Raw genomic sequence first — 16,395 nt, forward strand, 5'->3', positions numbered from 1 at the left:
TATGTACGTTGCCGTCAAAGGGGGCGAAAAGGCGATAGCCGCCGCCCATCAGCTTCAGGAAAACCGACGCCGCGGCGATCGTGCACTGCCGGAACTCTCGGTCGCCCAGATTGAACAGCAGCTCAATCTGGCCGTGGATCGGGTGATGACCGAAGGCGGCATCGCCGACCGCGAACTGGCGGCGCTGGCGCTGAAGCAGGCCAGCGGCGATAACGTGGAAGCCATTTTCTTGCTGCGCGCCTACCGCACCACGCTGGCGAAGCTGGCGGTCAGCGAGCCGCTACAAACCGCCGACATGCGTCTGGAGCGCCGCATTTCCGCCGTCTATAAAGACGTGCCCGGCGGTCAGCTTCTCGGCCCAACCTACGATTACACCCACCGTCTGCTGGATTTCACGCTGTTAGCCAACGGCGAGGCTCCGCCCTTGAGCACTACCGACGCCGGACAGACGCCCGCGCCTCACGTCTTTAGCCTGCTGGCGAAACAGGGGCTGGCGAAAACGGAAGAGGATAACGGCGCAGCGCCGGACGACGTTACCCGCACGCCGCCGGTATACCCCTGCTCGCGATCGTCCCGCTTACAGCAGTTGATGCGCGGCGACGAAGGTTACCTGCTCGGTCTGGCCTACTCGACCCAGCGCGGCTACGGGCGCAACCACCCCTTCGCCGCCGAAATCCGCAGCGGCTATGTCGACGTTTCAATCATCCCCGAAGAGCTGGGTTTTGCCGTTAACGTCGGTGAACTGCTGGTGACAGAATGCGAAATGGTGAACGGCTTCGTTGACCCCGCTGACGAACCGCCGCACTTCACCCGTGGCTACGGTCTGACGTTCGGCATGAGCGAGCGCAAGGCGATGGCGATGGCGCTGGTCGACCGCGCCCTCCAGGCCTCGGCGTACGGCGAAGAGGCGGTTGGCCCGGCGCAGGATGAAGAGTTCGTTCTCGCCCATGCCGATAACGTTGAAGCCGCCGGCTTCGTTTCGCATCTCAAACTCCCCCACTACGTCGATTTCCAGGCCGAGCTGGAACTGTTGAAACGCCTGCAACGGGAGCAGAAAAATGGCTAATCTCAGCGGCTATAACTTCGCTTATCTTGATGAGCAAACGAAACGAATGATCCGCCGCGCGATTCTGAAAGCGGTGGCGATTCCCGGCTATCAGGTGCCGTTCGGCGGCCGGGAAATGCCGATGCCCTACGGCTGGGGTACCGGCGGTATTCAGCTGACCGCCAGCGTCATTGGCGAGACGGACGTGCTAAAGGTGATCGACCAGGGCGCGGATGACACTACTAACGCCGTCTCCATCCGTCATTTCTTTCAACGCGTAACCGGCGTCAACACCACCGAGCGTACGGAACAGGCAACGCTGATCCAGACGCGTCACCGGATCCCAGAGACGCCGCTGGCTGAAGATCAGATCCTGATCTTCCAGGTGCCGATCCCGGAGCCGCTGCGCTTTATTGAACCGCGCGAGACCGAAACCCGCACCATGCACGCGCTGGAAGAATACGGCGTGATGCAGGTCAAGCTGTATGAAGACATCGCCCGTTTTGGCCATATTGCTACCACCTACGCTTACCCGGTGAAGGTCAATGACCGCTATGTGATGGACCCGTCGCCCATTCCAAAATTCGATAACCCGAAGATGGACATGATGCCCGCCCTACAGCTGTTTGGCGCCGGGCGCGAGAAGCGAATCTACGCCGTACCGCCCTTCACCCGCGTAGAAAGCCTCGATTTTGATGACCATCCGTTTACCGTGCAGCGCTGGGACGAACCGTGCGCCATCTGCGGCTCCACCCACAGTTATCTCGATGAAGTGGTGCTCGATGACAGCGGCAAACGCATGTTTGTCTGCTCCGACACCGACTACTGCCGCCAACAGAGCGAGGCCAAACCCGCATGACGCAACCGTTACTTTCCGTTGATCGCCTGACCCATCTCTATGCGCCGGGCAAAGGCTTCAGCAACGTCTCGTTCGATCTGTGGCCGGGAGAAGTGCTGGGCATCGTCGGTGAATCGGGCTCCGGCAAAACCACGCTGCTGAAATCGATCTCCGCACGCCTGACACCGCAGGCGGGGGAGATTCGCTATCAGGACCGATCGCTGTACGCGATGAGCGAGGCTGAACGCCGTCGCCTGCTTCGCACCGAGTGGGGCGTGGTGCACCAGCACCCAATGGATGGCCTGCGCCGTCAGGTGTCGGCGGGGGGCAATATTGGTGAACGGCTGATGGCCACCGGCGCGCGCCACTACGGCGACATTCGCGCCACCGCCCAGCGCTGGCTGAAGGAGGTAGAGATCCCGGCATCGCGCATTGACGATCTGCCCACCACCTTCTCCGGCGGTATGCAGCAGCGCCTGCAGATTGCCCGTAACCTGGTTACCCACCCGAAGCTGGTGTTTATGGACGAGCCGACCGGCGGGCTGGACGTGTCGGTACAGGCACGTCTGCTCGACCTGTTGCGCGGTCTGGTGGTAGAGCTGAACCTGGCGGTGGTGATTGTCACCCACGACCTGGGCGTCGCGCGCCTGCTCGCCGACCGTCTGCTGGTGATGAAGCAGGGTCAGGTGGTGGAAAGTGGGTTAACGGACCGGGTACTCGACGATCCACATCATCCCTATACCCAGTTGCTGGTGTCGTCGGTGTTGCAGAATTAATTATCGAGCAGCGCATTGCCGGATGGCGGCTGCGCCTTATCCGGCCTACGGGTCCGCATCGCTTGTAGGCCTGATAAGCAAAGCGCCATCAGGCAACAGGCCGTACAAATGTTAAAGAGGCAAAAATGAACGCGATCCGCGTCGAAAACGTCAGTAAAACCTTTGTTTTGCACCAACAGAACGGCGTCCAGTTGCCGGTTCTGCGTAACGCCTCTCTCACGGTGAATACCGGGGAGTGCGTGGTGCTGCACGGCCACTCCGGCAGCGGTAAATCCACTTTACTGCGTTCGCTGTACGCCAACTACCTACCGGACGAAGGCCATATCCATATCAAACACGGTGACGAATGGATCGATCTGGTCAGCGCCCCGGCACGTCAGGTGGTGGAAGTTCGCAAAAACACCGTCGGCTGGGTCAGCCAGTTTCTACGCGTGATCCCACGAATCTCCACGCTGGAAGTGGTCATGCAGCCGCTGCTCAATACCGGCGTAGCACGCGACACCTGCGCCGCGAAAGCCGCCGGGCTGCTGACGCGATTGAACGTCCCCGAGCGCCTGTGGCACCTCGCACCGTCGACTTTTTCCGGCGGCGAGCAGCAGCGCGTCAACATCGCACGCGGCTTTATCGTCGACTACCCGATTCTGCTGCTCGACGAACCCACTGCCTCGCTGGACGCGAAAAACAGCGCAGCGGTGGTTAGCCTGATCAATGAAGCCAAAGCCCGCGGCGCAGCCATTGTGGGCATTTTCCACGACGAAGCCGTCCGCAACCAGGTCGCTGACCGCCTCCATCCAATGGGTACGCCTGCATGATTATCAATAACGTAAAGCTGGTGCTGGAAAACGACGTGGTTCTCGGTTCCCTGGAAGTACATGAGGGTAAAATCCGCGCCTTTGCTGAAAGCCAGAGCCGCCTGCCGGAAGCTCTGGACGGCGAGGGCGGCTGGCTGCTGCCGGGGTTAATTGAGCTGCATACCGATAATCTGGATAAATTCTTCACCCCACGCCCGAAGGTTGACTGGCCCGCACACTCGGCGATGAGCAGCCACGACGCGCTGATGGTCGCCAGCGGAATCACCACCGTACTGGACGCCGTGGCGATCGGCGACGTACGCGATGGCGGCGATCGTCTGGAAAACCTGGAAAAGATGATTAACGCCGTTGAAGAGACACAAAAGCGCGGCCTCAACCGTGCCGAGCATCGCCTGCACCTGCGCTGTGAACTGCCGCATCACACCACGCTGCCGCTGTTTGAAAAACTGGTTGGCCGCGAGCCGGTATCGCTGGTATCCCTGATGGACCACTCGCCCGGTCAACGCCAGTTTGCTAACCGGGAAAAGTACCGGGAATACTACCAAGGTAAGTACTCACTTACTAATGAACAGATGCGCCAGTACGAGGAAGAACAGCTGGCGCTCGCCGCCCGCTGGTCGCAGCCCAACCGCAGGGCCATTGCCGGGCTGTGCCGGGAGCGCCGGATTGCGCTGGCCAGCCACGATGACGCGACCCACGCGCACGTCGTGGAATCGCATCAGCTCGGTAGCGTGATCGCCGAATTCCCGACCACGTTTGAAGCCGCCGAGGCCTCGCGTCGCCACGGCATGAACGTCCTGATGGGCGCGCCGAATATTGTGCGCGGCGGTTCGCACTCCGGCAACGTAGCGGCCCACGAACTGGCGCAGTTGGGCCTGCTGGATATCCTCTCCTCCGATTACTACCCGGCAAGCCTGCTGGACGCCGCCTTCCGCGTCGCCGATGACGAGCAGAACAGGTTTACGCTCCCGCAGGCTATCGCGCTGGTGAGTCAGAATCCGGCCCGCGCGCTGAATCTGCACGATCGCGGCGTCATTGGCGAAGGCAAACGCGCCGACCTGGTGCTGGCGCACCGCAAAGGCGAACACATTCATATCGACCACGTCTGGCGTCAGGGAAAAAGGGTGTTCTGATGAAAGGTAAACTGATCTGGTTAATAGGCCCATCGGGTTCCGGTAAAGACAGCCTGCTGGAAGTCCTTCGTCAGCAGGCGCATCCTCAGCTACTGGTCGCGCACCGCTATATCACCCGTCCGGCCAACGCGGGCTGCGAGAACCATATTGCGCTTAGCGAAGCGGAGTTTTTTACCCGCGCGGGGCATAACCTGCTGGCGCTGAGTTGGCACGCCAACGGCCTGTATTACGGAGTCGGCGTAGAAATTGACCTCTGGCTGCACGCGGGCTTCGACGTCATCGTCAACGGCTCGCGCGCGCACCTGGCGCAGGCAAAAGCCCGCTATGCCGATGCGCTGCTGCCGGTCTGTTTACAGGTGTCACCCGATATCCTACGCCAGCGCCTGCAGGCGCGTGGCCGGGAGAATGGCGCAGAGATTGCCGCTCGCCTGGAACGCGCCGCCCGCTATGCGCCACCCAACTGCCCTACGCTCAATAATGACGGCAGTTTGCTACAGTCAGTAGAGATTTTACTGACCCTGATGGGGCGCAAGGAGAGGGATCATGTCTGTCTGTGAGCTTCGCTATGCTACCTTTGACGATATTGACGACGTCTACGCGCTGATGTGCGAACTGAAGCAGGCCGAGTACTGTCGCGATGCCTTTGACACCGGTTTTGCCGCCAATCTCCAGAATCATCATTTGCACTACCAGCTGGCCCTGATCGACGATAGCGTCGTCGGCATGGTCAGCTTACATTTGCAGTTCCATCTGCATCACGCCAACTGGGTGGGTGAGATTCAGGAGCTGGTCGTCATGCCGCTGACGCGCGGCTCCGGCGTCGGCAGCCGCCTGCTGGCCTGGGCAGAGCAGACCGCGCGCGATGCGGGTGCGGAGATTTGCGAGCTCTCGACCAGCACTCGTCGCCTTGATGCGCACCGCTTTTATCAGCGCGAAGGCTACGCCCCCAGCCACGTTCGATTCACCAAAGCGTTATGAGGAAGCGGAATGAGTTTAACCCTCACTCTCAGCGGCACCGGCGGTGCGCAGGGCGTCCCGGCCTGGGGCTGTGATTGCGCCGCCTGCGCCCGCGCCAGGCGTGCGCCACAATACCGGCGCCGCGCGTGTAGCGGCGTGGTTCGCTTTAACGACGCGATCACCCTTCTCGACGCGGGTATACACGATCTTTGCGATCGCTGGCCCGCCGGATCGTTCCACCAGTTTTTGCTGACTCACTACCATATGGATCACGTCCAGGGGCTTTTCCCGCTGCGCTGGGGCGTGGGCAAGACGGTGCCGGTTTACGGGCCACCGGACGAGCAGGGCTGCGACGATCTCTTCAAACATCCCGGGCTGCTGGATTTCAGCCATACCGTCGCACCGTTTGTCGTGTTTGATTTACAGGGGTTGCAGGTGACGCCCGTCCCGCTGGAACACTCCAGGCTGACCTTTGGCTACCTGCTGGAAACGCCGCACAGCCGTATCGCCTGGCTCTCTGACACCGCAGGCCTACCGGAAAAAACGCTGACTTTTTTAAGCAACAACCGTCCGCAGGTTATGGTTATTGACTGCAGCCATGCGCCCTGTGAAACGCCGCCGCGCAACCATAGTGATTTAACCACGGTACTGGCGCTCAACGAACGCCTCCGCTGCCCGCGTATCATTCTCACCCACATCAGCCACCAGTTTGATGAATGGATGATGACGCATCGCCTGCCGCCGGGTATTGAACCCGGCTATGACGGCATGATGATTAACCTCGCCTAGCGGTCATCATCGTCCTCGAGACGTTGCTCTTCATCAGAAAGCTGTTGGCGTTCTCGATCGAGCTGCCGTTGACGATCGTCAAGCTGACGCCGCCGATCGTCCAACTGACGTCGGCGATCGTGATACTGCTGACTGCTCTGTGAGGTCGAGCGACGATCGTCCCAGCCGCGATCGTCGCTATCCTCACGATCGCTCGCCGGGTTATAGGCATCGTTAATGGCTTGCTGAATATTGCCAATGGCATCGTCGATGATGTCGGCATGCGCCAACGGGCCGCTCAGCGACAGAGCGCAAAAAAGGGCTGCGGTCAGATAACGTTTCATAGAACCAGTCTCGTCGGGATACTGCCCTCAGACTAGGCTCCAGCGTAGAAACTGTGTAGCGGAGGAATCTCAATTCGAAGGGGAATAATATTCTTTAAGAATTATTCAATCATTAAAATACAGAAAAACTATTATTTATATTATTTCGCACAAATACCTTATTAAAAAAACGATCGCCCTCACATCCGCCTTTACGCAAAAAAAACAAATCGCTTTAGTATAGATCGCCATATCTAAGCATAAATTAATTCATTGAATTAATAATAAAATGGAGATTTATATGGGCAGCAAAAGATTATTTTCTTTCAGCCGAACCTGTCTTGCCATTACTCTGGCCAGCGTATGCAGCCACGGTGCCTATGCGGTTGAATCGCCCCAGCCGGCAACATCGTTCACGCAGCAGGTTAATCAGCAGTATGTTAGCGCATTGCCGTTCAGCGACCGTCAGGATTTTGACGATGCGCAGCGCGGATTTATTGCGCCGCTGCTCAATCACGGTGAATTAAAAACGCCAGATGGCAAAACGTACTATCGCGCGGAAGATTACAAATTCGATCTCAACGCCACTGCGCCGGAAACCGTCAACCCGAGCCTCTGGCGTCAGGCGCAGCTCAACGGAATTTCCGGCCTGTTCAAAGTGACCGATCGCATGTATCAGGTACGCGGTCAGGATATCGCTAATATCACGTTTATCGAGGGCGATACCGGCATTATCGTCATCGACCCGCTGGTCACTCCCGCAACGGCCAAAGCCAGCCTCGATCTCTATTTCCAGCACCGCCCACAAAAGCCGATCGTCGCCGTTATCTATACCCACAGTCACACGGACCACTACGGCGGCATTAAGGGAATCGTCTCCGAAGCCGATGTCAAAGCGGGCAAAGTACAAATTATCGCCCCAGCCGGTCTGATGGCTGAAGCCATCAGTGAAAACGTGATGGCCGGCAATATCATGAGCCGCCGCGCGCTGTACTCGTATGGCCTGCTGCTGCCACGCAACGAACAAGGCAATATTGGTAACGGCCTGGGCGTCACGCTGGCGAGCGGTTACCCCACCATCATTGCCCCCACGGTGTCGATTAACAAAACCGGCGAGAAAAGAACGATCGACGGTCTGGAATTCGAATTCCTGATGACGCCGGGCAGCGAAGCGCCAGCGGAAATGCACTTCTATATCCCGGCGCTCAAAGCACTGTGCACGGCGGAGAACGCGACCCACACGCTGCATAATTTCTATACCCTGCGCGGCGCGAAAACGCGCGACACCGGCAAATGGGCGTCCTATCTGAATGAAACGTTGGATAAATGGGGCGGCCAGGCCGAAGTCCTGTTTATGCCGCACACCTGGCCGGTGTGGGGAAACCAGCAAATCAATGACTATATTGGTAAATATCGCGATACCATTAAGTATATTCACGACCAAACGCTGCACCTGGCCAATCAGGGCTACACGCTCAATGAGATCGGCGACAAGGTGAAACTGCCGACGCCGCTGGCCAATAACTGGGCCAGCCGCGGCTACTACGGTTCAGTCAGCCACAACGCCAGGGCGGTGTATAACTACTATCTCGGCTACTACGATGGCAACCCGGCAAACCTTCACCCCTACGGCCAGGTCGAGATGGGCAAACGCTACGTGCAGGCGCTGGGCGGCTCTGCTCATGCCATTAATCTTGCCCGCGACGCCTATCAACAGGGCGACTACCGCTGGGCAGCAGAACTGCTCAAGCAGGTTATTGCCGCCGACCCTGGCGACCAGATTGCCAAAAACCTGCAGGCCAATACCTTTGAACAGCTGGGTTACCAGGCAGAGTCTGCCACCTGGCGCGGCTTCTACCTGACCGGCGCAAAAGAGCTGCGCGAGGGCGTACGCAAGTTTAGCCACGGTACAACCGACTCGCCGGATACCATCAAAGGCATGACGGTCGAAATGTTATTTGACTATATGGCGGTGCGTCTGGATAGCAATAAAGCGGCAGGCAAAGACATTAGCCTGAACTTCAATCTGGGCAACAACGAGAATCTGAATCTGACGCTGAACAACAGCGTGCTCAACTACCGCCATACCCTGCAACCGAAGGCCGACGCCTCGTTTTATATCAGCCGGGACGATCTGCATGCGGTGCTCACGGGCCAGGCCAAAATGGCTGACCTGATCCAGGCGAAAAAAGTCAAAGCCATCGGCAATGCCGAGCAGCTTAACGCCATTTTTGCCTGCCTTGATAAATTTGAGCTGTGGGTCAATATCGTCACGCCAAATTAATAGCAAATAACCGGGTCAGCGGTATGATTACCGCTGACCACGGTTAAATTCACAATTTAAATAGATCTTTTTTTATAATTAAAATTATAAATAAGTTATAGATGCGGTGGCAAAATAAAATCCTTTTTCTCACCCTGCGAAAATAGCCATACTGTCGCTTTACGTTATTTCATATTCACTCCGGATATTGTTCGAAATACACAGGATGTATTTTATTATGCAAATCGTTAAATCCAGGGCCATCCGTTCGCTAATAAAAGGGGCCTGTTTCACGCCGCTCGTGATGCTCGCCGGGTGTTCATTGCCCCCCGCCATTCCGTTTATTGGCGCCTATTACCCCGGCTGGCTTCTGTGCATGATTGTCGGCGTTATTCTCACGCTGCTCTCCCGGCGAATTCTTTTACGTAAGCGTCACGCCATGCCGTTGGCCGGCGTGGTTTATACCGCCCTCTTTGCCCTCTACTCCATGCTGTTCTGGCTGGTCTTTTTCTAATTTATATTGAGATGCGCTAATGGAAAGCACGCAGAAAAACGTTCCTCGTCGTAAAGCCCACGCGCTGGCGCTGGCCCTGCTCGCCCTCGTCGTGATGGTATTCGTTATCTGGCGCATGGAAACGTCGCCTTCCACTAACGATGCCTATGCATCCGCAGACACCATTGACGTGGTGCCCGAAGTCAGTGGCCGTATCGTTGAACTGGCGGTAGCAGATAACCAGCAGGTTAAGCAGGGAGACCTGCTGTTTCGGATAGACCCCCGGCCTTATGAAGCCAGCCTCGCCAAAGCAGAAGCCTCGCTGGCCGCGCTGGATAAACAAATTATGCTGACCCAGCGCAGCGTTGATGCCCAGAAATTTGCGGCCGGCTCCGTTGAAGCCACCGTAGCCAAAGCGCGCGCGGCGGCCAAACAGGCCAGCGATACGCTGAAGCGCACCGAACCGCTGCTGGCCCAGGGATTTGTTTCCGCCGAAGACGTCGACCGCGCCAGAACCGCCCAGCGCGCCAGCGAAGCCGATCTTAACGCCGTGCTGTTGCAAGCGCAGCAGGCCGCTAGCGCGGTGAGCGGCGTTGATGCGCTGGTCGCCCAGCGCGTCGCGGTGCAGGCCGATATTGCGCTGACTAAGCTGCACCTTGAGATGGCGACGGTTCGCGCACCGTTCGACGGCCGCGTGGTCTCGCTGAAAACCGCCATCGGCCAGTTCGCCTCGGCCATGAAGCCGGTCTTCACGCTGATTGATACCCGCCACTGGTATGTGATCGCCAACTTCCGAGAAACCGAGCTGAAAAATATCCGCCCAGGCACCCCCGCCACCGTACATCTGATGAGTGACAGCGGTAAAGCCTTCAGCGGTAAAGTAGACTCCATCGGCTACGGCGTGCTGCCCGACGACGGCGGTATAGTGATGGGCGGACTGCCGCGCGTTGCGCGCTCCATCAACTGGGTACGCGTGGCCCAGCGTTTCCCGGTGAAGATTATGGTCGACAAGCCAGACGCAGAGACGTTCCGCATCGGAGCCTCGGCGGTTGCCACGCTTGAGTCGCCATAATGAACATACTCTCCTACCTGCCGCTACCGTTGGTCAGGCTGCTGGCATTTTTCCGTGAGGAGCTGAGCGAGAAGCGGCCCGGGCGATTCACCCACACCATGCAGCTATGGGCGGGCTGTCTGCTGGTGGTGCTGATCTCCATGACCTTCGAGATCCCTTTTATGGCCATCTCGCTGGCGGTGCTGTTTTACGGCGTACAGTCGAACGCGTTTTACACTAAATTCGTCGCCGTGCTGTTCATCATGGCGACGGTACTGGAAATCGGCAGCCTGTTTCTTATCTACAAATGGTCGTACGGCTATCCGCTGGCACGCATGATTATCGCCAGCGCTATCCTGATCGGCTGCATGTTTATGATGCGCACCCATCGCCTGGGGCTGCTGTTCTTCGCCGTGGCAATCATCGCGGTCTATGGTCAGACGTTTCCCGGCATGCTCGATTACCCGGAAATTGTTGTACGCCTCACCCTCTGGTGCATTGTGGTTGGCCTGTATCCAACGCTGCTGATGGTACTGCTTGGCGTGCTCTGGTTTCCTCTGCGCGCCGGAAAGCAGATGCAGGAAGCGCTGTGTGCCAGGCTCGATGACGCGCTTGGCCATCTGGCAACGCCCGCCGCACCGCTGGCGGAAAAATACGTCGAGCGGGAAGCGCTGGCGCTGCAGAAGCTGAATGTCTTCTGTATGGCCGATGATGCCGACTGGAAGGCGCGCAGCGCCTGGTGGCAGTGCTGCGTCTCCACCGTGACCTTCCTGTATACCACGCTCAACCGCTACTCGGGCACCGCACCGCGTGCGCTCACCGACAGGCTAAGAGATGAAATGCTGTCGCTACGTCAGGCCATTGCCGCCGGTCAGTGCTGGCAGAGCCGCTGGACGCTCAGCGACGATGAGCACGCCATCGCCCGGCAATACGGCCTTGAGAACCTGTGCGAACAGCTACGTCTGCTGGGGCAGATGGATCCTGACACGCCGCCCACGCCCGCCGTGAAGCCACCATCCATGGCCGCAGATGCCTTCACGAATCCTCACTACATCCGCTATGCGCTGAAAACGCTGCTGGCCTGCATGATTTGCTATGTCTTTTACTCCGGCGTCGACTGGGAAGGGATCCACACCTGCATGCTGACCTGCGTGATTGTCGCCAACCCCAGCATCGGATCGTCGTATCAGAAAATGGCGCTACGCTTCGGCGGCGCAGTCTGCGGCGCTGTACTGGCGCTATTGGTCACCATTTTCATCATGCCGTGGCTGGATAACATCGCCGAGCTGCTGTGTCTGCTGGCCCCCATTTTCCTGTTCGGCGCATGGATCGCTACCGGATCGGAACGATCGTCCTATATCGGCACACAGATGATCGTCACCTTTGCGCTGGCGACGGTCGAAAACGTCTTTGGCCCGGCTTACGATCTGACCGAAATACGCGATCGCGCCGTCGGTATTCTGATTGGCACCGCCGTTTCCGCCGTCGTGTATACCTTTGTCTGGCCGGAAAGCGAAGCCCAGGCTCTGCCGAAAAAGCTGGCCGCCGCACTGGGTATGCTTGGCAAAATGCTGCGTCTTCCGCAGCAGGAACCCGCGACCCAGCGCAGCTATTTACAGCTGCGCATCGGCTGCCATGCAGCCTTTAATGCCTGTGAAGAAATGGCCGAACGCGTCGCGCTGGAGCATCAGCTTGACGCCGACGCGCGAAGCGCGCTGCTGGCCAACAGCCGCGCCGTTATCGCCTGCGGTCGCGAGATCCTCTACCGCTGGGAGGGCGCTTCCGCTCCCGAGCCTCGGCTCGCCGAAGCCCTGGAGCACTACGCCGCAAGTCTGGAAAATGGCATCACGGCGTCGGTAGCCCCTTTTGAATATCCCCCTTCACTCGCCGCGCATGCCCAAGGCGTGATGCAGCAGATAGCCCATTTACCCGACTGGACTCACCGGGCGGCCCTTCCGGCCGGAAAACAGGCGCAAGGAACCCCATGACCATGATCCGTTCTCTTTCTCCTTTACTCCTTTGCAGTCTGCTTGCGAGCACGACGGTGCTCTCAGGCTGCGCGCTGATCCGCGAAGATGCCTCGCCGCATCAGCAACTGGCGCCGGAGCAAATCAAACTGGCCGATGACATCCACCTGGCCAGTAGCGGCTGGCCGCAGGCGCAGTGGTGGCGGCAGTTTAACGACCCACAGCTGGCGGCGCTGATAGACAAAACGCTCTCCGGTTCCCACACCCTTACTGAAGCCAGGCTGCGTGAAGAACAAGCGCAGTCTCAGGCCGAACTGCTGGAGGGCGGCTCGCAGCTGCAAATGGCGGCACTAGGCATGATTAACCGCCAGCGAGCCTCCGCCAACGGCTTTCTTGGCCCCTATGCGCTGGATGCGCCGAAGCTTGGTATGGATGGCCCATACTACACGCAGGCCACCGTTGGCCTGGTCGCCGGGCTGAATCTCGATCTGTGGGGCGAGCACCGTTCGGCCGTCGCAGCGGCCATCGGCGCGCAAAACGCGGCCGTCGCAGAAACTGCCGCCGTCGAACTGTCGCTTTCGGTGGCCGTCGCGCAGCTGTACTACAGCATGCAGGCCAGCTATCAGATGCTCGACCTGCTGGAGCAAACCCGCGATGTGATTGATTACGCGGTACGAGCGCATCAGAGCAAAGTGGCCCAGGGGCTGGAAGCGAAGGTGCCGTATCACGGCGCACGGGCGCAGATGCTGGCCGTCGATAAGCAAATCGCCGCAGCCAAAGGCCAGCTCAAAGAGACACGCGAATCGCTACGCGCGCTGGTGGGCGCGGGGGCCGATACGCGGTTAGACATCAAGCCAACGGCGCTGCCACAGGTACAGACGGGGATCCCGGCAACGCTCTCCTACCAACTGCTCGCTCGCCGGCCGGATCTTCAGGCCATGCGCTGGTACGTGCAGGCCTCGCTCGATCGGGTCGATGCCGCGCGGGCCCTATTCTACCCCAGCTTCGATATCAAAATGTTCTTCGGCCTTGATGCGATTCATATCAACGATCTGTTTAAGGGGACCAGCCGACAAATTAACTTTATCCCCGGCCTGCGCCTGCCGCTGTTTGACGGCGGTCGCCTCAACGCCAACCTGAAAAACACCCGTGCCGCCAGCAACATGATGATAGAACGCTACAACCAGTCGGTACTGAATGCGGTGCGCGATGTCGCCATTAACGGTACCCGTCTGCAAACGCTCAACGACGAGCGGATGATGCAGGCCGAACGGGTAGATGCCACCCGCTATACCCAGAGCGCCGCCGAAGCCGCTTTTGGCCGCGGTCTCGGCAGCCGCCTGAAGGCAACCGAAGCGCGTCTGCCGGTGCTTGCCGAGCAGATGTCACTGCTGATAATCGATACCCAACGCGTGATTCAGAGCATCCAGCTGATCAAATCGCTGGGCGGCGGCTATCAGGCCGCCCCCGGCGAGTAGGCCTGATAAGCCTAGCGCCACCAGGTAGCTGGCGCAGGTTGCCGGGTGGCGGCTTCGCCTTATCCGCCCTACAGGTCTCAGGCCCGTCAGGCAGTCCCCGCCGCGTGATTACCGTCACGCGGCTTTTCCCTTCGACACGTCAAATATGACGACAGCCTGTTTTTCGTCAGGGTTTTGCCCAGAAATCACCCGTATTATCAGGGAATGCCCACAATAAAAAAGTGGCATAAAAGATGCATACTGAGGGCGACAGCGCGTATGCGCGATTTGATTAACTGGAGCGAGACCGATGAAAAAAGTCGTCACGGTTTGCCCGTATTGCGCATCAGGTTGCAAAATCAACCTGGTGGTCGATAACGGAAAAATCGTCCGGGCAGAGGCGGCTCAGGGGAAAACCAACCAGGGTACCCTGTGTCTGAAAGGCTATTACGGCTGGGACTTTATTAACGATACCCAGATCCTGACGCCACGTCTGAAAACCCCCATGATTCGTCGCCAGCGTGGCGGCAAGCTGGAATCCGTCTCCTGGGACGAGGCGCTGAATTACGTAGCCGATCGCCTGAGCGCGATCAAAGCGAAATACGGCCCGGATGCTATTCAGACAACCGGTTCCTCACGCGGAACGGGTAACGAAACAAACTACGTCATGCAAAAATTCGCGCGCGCCGTTATTGGTACCAATAACGTCGACTGCTGCGCACGTGTCTGACACGGCCCTTCGGTTGCAGGTCTGCACCAATCGGTCGGTAACGGCGCAATGAGTAACGGCATCAATGAAATTGATGGCACTGACTTAGTCTTTATTTTCGGCTACAACCCGGCGGATTCTCACCCTATCGTGGCGAATCACGTCATTAACGCCAAACGTAACGGGGCGAAAATCATCGTTTGCGATCCGCGTAAAATTGAAACCGCGCGTATTGCCGACATGCACATTGCTTTAAGAAACGGCTCAAATATCGCGCTGCTTAACGCGATGGGGCACGTCATTATTGAAGAAAATCTGTACGATCAGGCGTTTGTCGCTAACCGTACCGAAGGTTTTGAAGAGTACCGTAAGATTGTCGAAGGCTACACGCCAGAGTCCGTCGAAGACATTACCGGCGTCAGCGCGCAGGAAATTCGTCAGGCGGCGCGGATGTATGCCAGCGCCAAAAGCGCGGCGATTCTGTGGGGTATGGGCGTCACCCAGTTCTATCAGGGCGTGGAAACCGTGCGTTCCCTGACCAGCCTCGCCATGCTGACCGGCAACCTCGGTAAGCCAAGCGTCGGCGTTAACCCTGTCCGCGGCCAGAACAACGTTCAGGGCGCGTGCGATATGGGCGCGCTGCCGGATACCTATCCGGGCTATCAGTACGTGAAAGATCCGGCCAACCGCGAGAAGTTCGCCAAGGCCTGGGGCGTGGAAAGCCTGCCTGCGCACACCGGCTATCGCATCAGCGAACTGCCGCACCGCGCGGCGCATGGCGAAGTTCGCGCGGCGTACATTATGGGTGAGGACCCGTTACAGACCGATGCCGAACTCTCTGCGGTACGTAAAGGGTTCGAAGATCTGGAACTGGTTATCGTCCAGGATATCTTTATGACCAAAACCGCGGCGGCGGCGGATGTAATTTTACCGTCAACGTCCTGGGGTGAGCATGAAGGCGTCTTCACCGTGGCTTCCAGCGCTTCTTTAAAGCCGTGGAGCCGAAGTGGGATCTGAAAACGGACTGGCAGATTATCAGTGAAATCGCCACCCGTATGGGCTACCCGATGCATTACAACAACACCCAGGAAATCTGGGACGAGTTGCGTCATCTGTGCCCGGATTTCTACGGTGCCACCTACGAGAAGATGGGCGAACTGGGCTTTATCCAGTGGCCTTGCCGCGATACTTCGGATGCCGACCAGGGGACGACCTACCTCTTCAAAGAGAAGTTCGACACCCCGAACGGCCTGGCGCAGTTCTTCACCTGCGACTGGGTAGCGCCTATCGACAAGCTCACCGAAGAGTATCCGATGGTACTGTCGACGGTGCGTGAAGTCGGCCACTACTCCTGCCGTTCGATGACCGGCAACTGTGCGGCGCTGGCGGCGCTGGCGGATGAACCGGGCTATGCCCAGATCAACACCGCCGATGCGGCGCGTTTAGGCATTGAGGATGAAGCGCTGGTGTGGGTGAACTCCCGCAAAGGCAAAATCATCACCCGTGCGGCAGTTAGCGACCGTCCGAACAAAGGCGCGATTTACATGACCTACCAGTGGTGGATTGGGGCCTGTAATGAACTGGTAACCGAGAACCTGAGCCCGATTACCAAAACGCCTGAGTATAAATACTGCGCCGTCAACGTTGAGCCGATTGCCGACCAGCGTGCCGCAGAGCAGTATGTTATTGATGAGTATAATAAGCTGAAGGCTCGCCTGCGCGAAAGCGCAATGGGCTAAGCGGACTCGTTTCAACGCCCCCATTCGGGGGCGTTTTTTTATCCTCGTATTCTCTTTATACTGC

General features: G+C 58.4%; 14 protein-coding genes and 1 pseudogene. 14 read left to right on the forward strand and 1 reads right to left on the reverse strand.

Going from position 1 to position 16,395, the window contains the following annotated elements; genetic code table 11:
- Position 1 precedes the first annotated feature (1 nt).
- From H7R76_RS21755 to phnP, 8 genes are all read left to right on the forward strand, one after another.
- Positions 2-1,066: a carbon-phosphorus lyase complex subunit gene (locus H7R76_RS21755; protein WP_106928480.1), complete on the forward strand. Its 1,065-nt coding sequence runs from the start codon at positions 2-4 to the stop codon at positions 1,064-1,066.
- Positions 1,059-1,904: an alpha-D-ribose 1-methylphosphonate 5-phosphate C-P-lyase PhnJ gene (gene phnJ, locus H7R76_RS21760; RefSeq protein ID WP_182966465.1), complete on the forward strand. Its 846-nt coding sequence runs from the start codon at positions 1,059-1,061 to the stop codon at positions 1,902-1,904. Before H7R76_RS21755 ends, phnJ begins: the two co-directional genes overlap by 8 nt.
- Positions 1,901-2,659, forward strand: coding sequence for a phosphonate C-P lyase system protein PhnK (gene phnK / locus H7R76_RS21765; RefSeq protein WP_106928484.1), 759 nt, complete (start codon positions 1,901-1,903; stop codon positions 2,657-2,659). The genes phnJ and phnK overlap by 4 nt, the downstream gene beginning before the upstream one ends.
- Before the next feature lie 125 nt (positions 2,660-2,784).
- Complete coding sequence (phnL, locus tag H7R76_RS21770) at positions 2,785-3,471, forward strand: phosphonate C-P lyase system protein PhnL (protein ID WP_182966467.1); 687 nt, start codon at positions 2,785-2,787, stop codon at positions 3,469-3,471.
- Positions 3,468-4,604, forward strand: coding sequence for an alpha-D-ribose 1-methylphosphonate 5-triphosphate diphosphatase (gene phnM, locus H7R76_RS21775; protein ID WP_182966469.1), 1,137 nt, complete (start codon positions 3,468-3,470; stop codon positions 4,602-4,604). Before phnL ends, phnM begins: the two co-directional genes overlap by 4 nt.
- The gene (gene phnN, locus H7R76_RS21780; protein WP_182966471.1) at positions 4,604-5,161 is read left to right on the forward strand and encodes a ribose 1,5-bisphosphokinase; all 558 of its coding nucleotides are present in this window, start codon (positions 4,604-4,606) and stop codon (positions 5,159-5,161) included. Before phnM ends, phnN begins: the two co-directional genes overlap by 1 nt.
- Complete coding sequence (gene phnO / locus H7R76_RS21785; protein ID WP_106928492.1) at positions 5,148-5,582, forward strand: aminoalkylphosphonate N-acetyltransferase; 435 nt, start codon at positions 5,148-5,150, stop codon at positions 5,580-5,582. Before phnN ends, phnO begins: the two co-directional genes overlap by 14 nt.
- A gap of 9 nt (positions 5,583-5,591) precedes the next feature.
- Entirely contained in the window at positions 5,592-6,350 is a 759-nt protein-coding gene (phnP, locus tag H7R76_RS21790) for a phosphonate metabolism protein PhnP (RefSeq protein ID WP_182966473.1), read from the forward strand.
- Here phnP and yjdP read toward each other — a convergent pair.
- A complete protein-coding gene (yjdP, locus tag H7R76_RS21795; RefSeq protein ID WP_106928496.1) occupies positions 6,347-6,673 on the reverse strand; it encodes a DDRRRQL repeat protein YjdP in 327 nt (108 codons plus the stop codon). The two genes, phnP and yjdP, sit on opposite strands and share 4 nt — an antisense overlap.
- Before the next feature lie 280 nt (positions 6,674-6,953).
- On the opposite strand from yjdP, the gene H7R76_RS21800 reads away from it, so the two are divergent.
- From H7R76_RS21800 to fdhF, 6 genes and pseudogenes are all read left to right on the forward strand, one after another.
- A complete protein-coding gene (locus tag H7R76_RS21800) occupies positions 6,954-8,936 on the forward strand; it encodes an alkyl/aryl-sulfatase (RefSeq protein WP_182966475.1) in 1,983 nt (660 codons plus the stop codon).
- A 217-nt stretch (positions 8,937-9,153) separates the two neighbouring features.
- The gene (locus H7R76_RS21805) at positions 9,154-9,429 is read left to right on the forward strand and encodes a YtcA family lipoprotein (protein WP_182966477.1); all 276 of its coding nucleotides are present in this window, start codon (positions 9,154-9,156) and stop codon (positions 9,427-9,429) included.
- 19 nt (positions 9,430-9,448) lie between these two features.
- Positions 9,449-10,480 (forward strand): multidrug transporter subunit MdtN, encoded by a 1,032-nt coding sequence (gene mdtN / locus H7R76_RS21810; RefSeq protein WP_106928500.1) that lies wholly within the window; start codon positions 9,449-9,451, stop codon positions 10,478-10,480.
- Complete coding sequence (gene mdtO, locus H7R76_RS21815) at positions 10,480-12,447, forward strand: multidrug efflux transporter permease subunit MdtO (protein WP_106928502.1); 1,968 nt, start codon at positions 10,480-10,482, stop codon at positions 12,445-12,447. The genes mdtN and mdtO overlap by 1 nt, the downstream gene beginning before the upstream one ends.
- Positions 12,448-12,449: 2 nt before the next feature.
- A complete protein-coding gene (locus H7R76_RS21820) occupies positions 12,450-13,904 on the forward strand; it encodes an MdtP family multidrug efflux transporter outer membrane subunit (protein ID WP_182968057.1) in 1,455 nt (484 codons plus the stop codon).
- A gap of 289 nt (positions 13,905-14,193) precedes the next feature.
- A pseudogene (gene fdhF, locus H7R76_RS24970) lies at positions 14,194-16,331 on the forward strand (formate dehydrogenase subunit alpha).
- Positions 16,332-16,395 lie beyond the last annotated feature (64 nt).

This window comes from Klebsiella sp. WP8-S18-ESBL-06, assembly GCF_014169755.1.
GTDB lineage: Bacteria > Pseudomonadota > Gammaproteobacteria > Enterobacterales > Enterobacteriaceae > Kluyvera > Kluyvera ascorbata_B.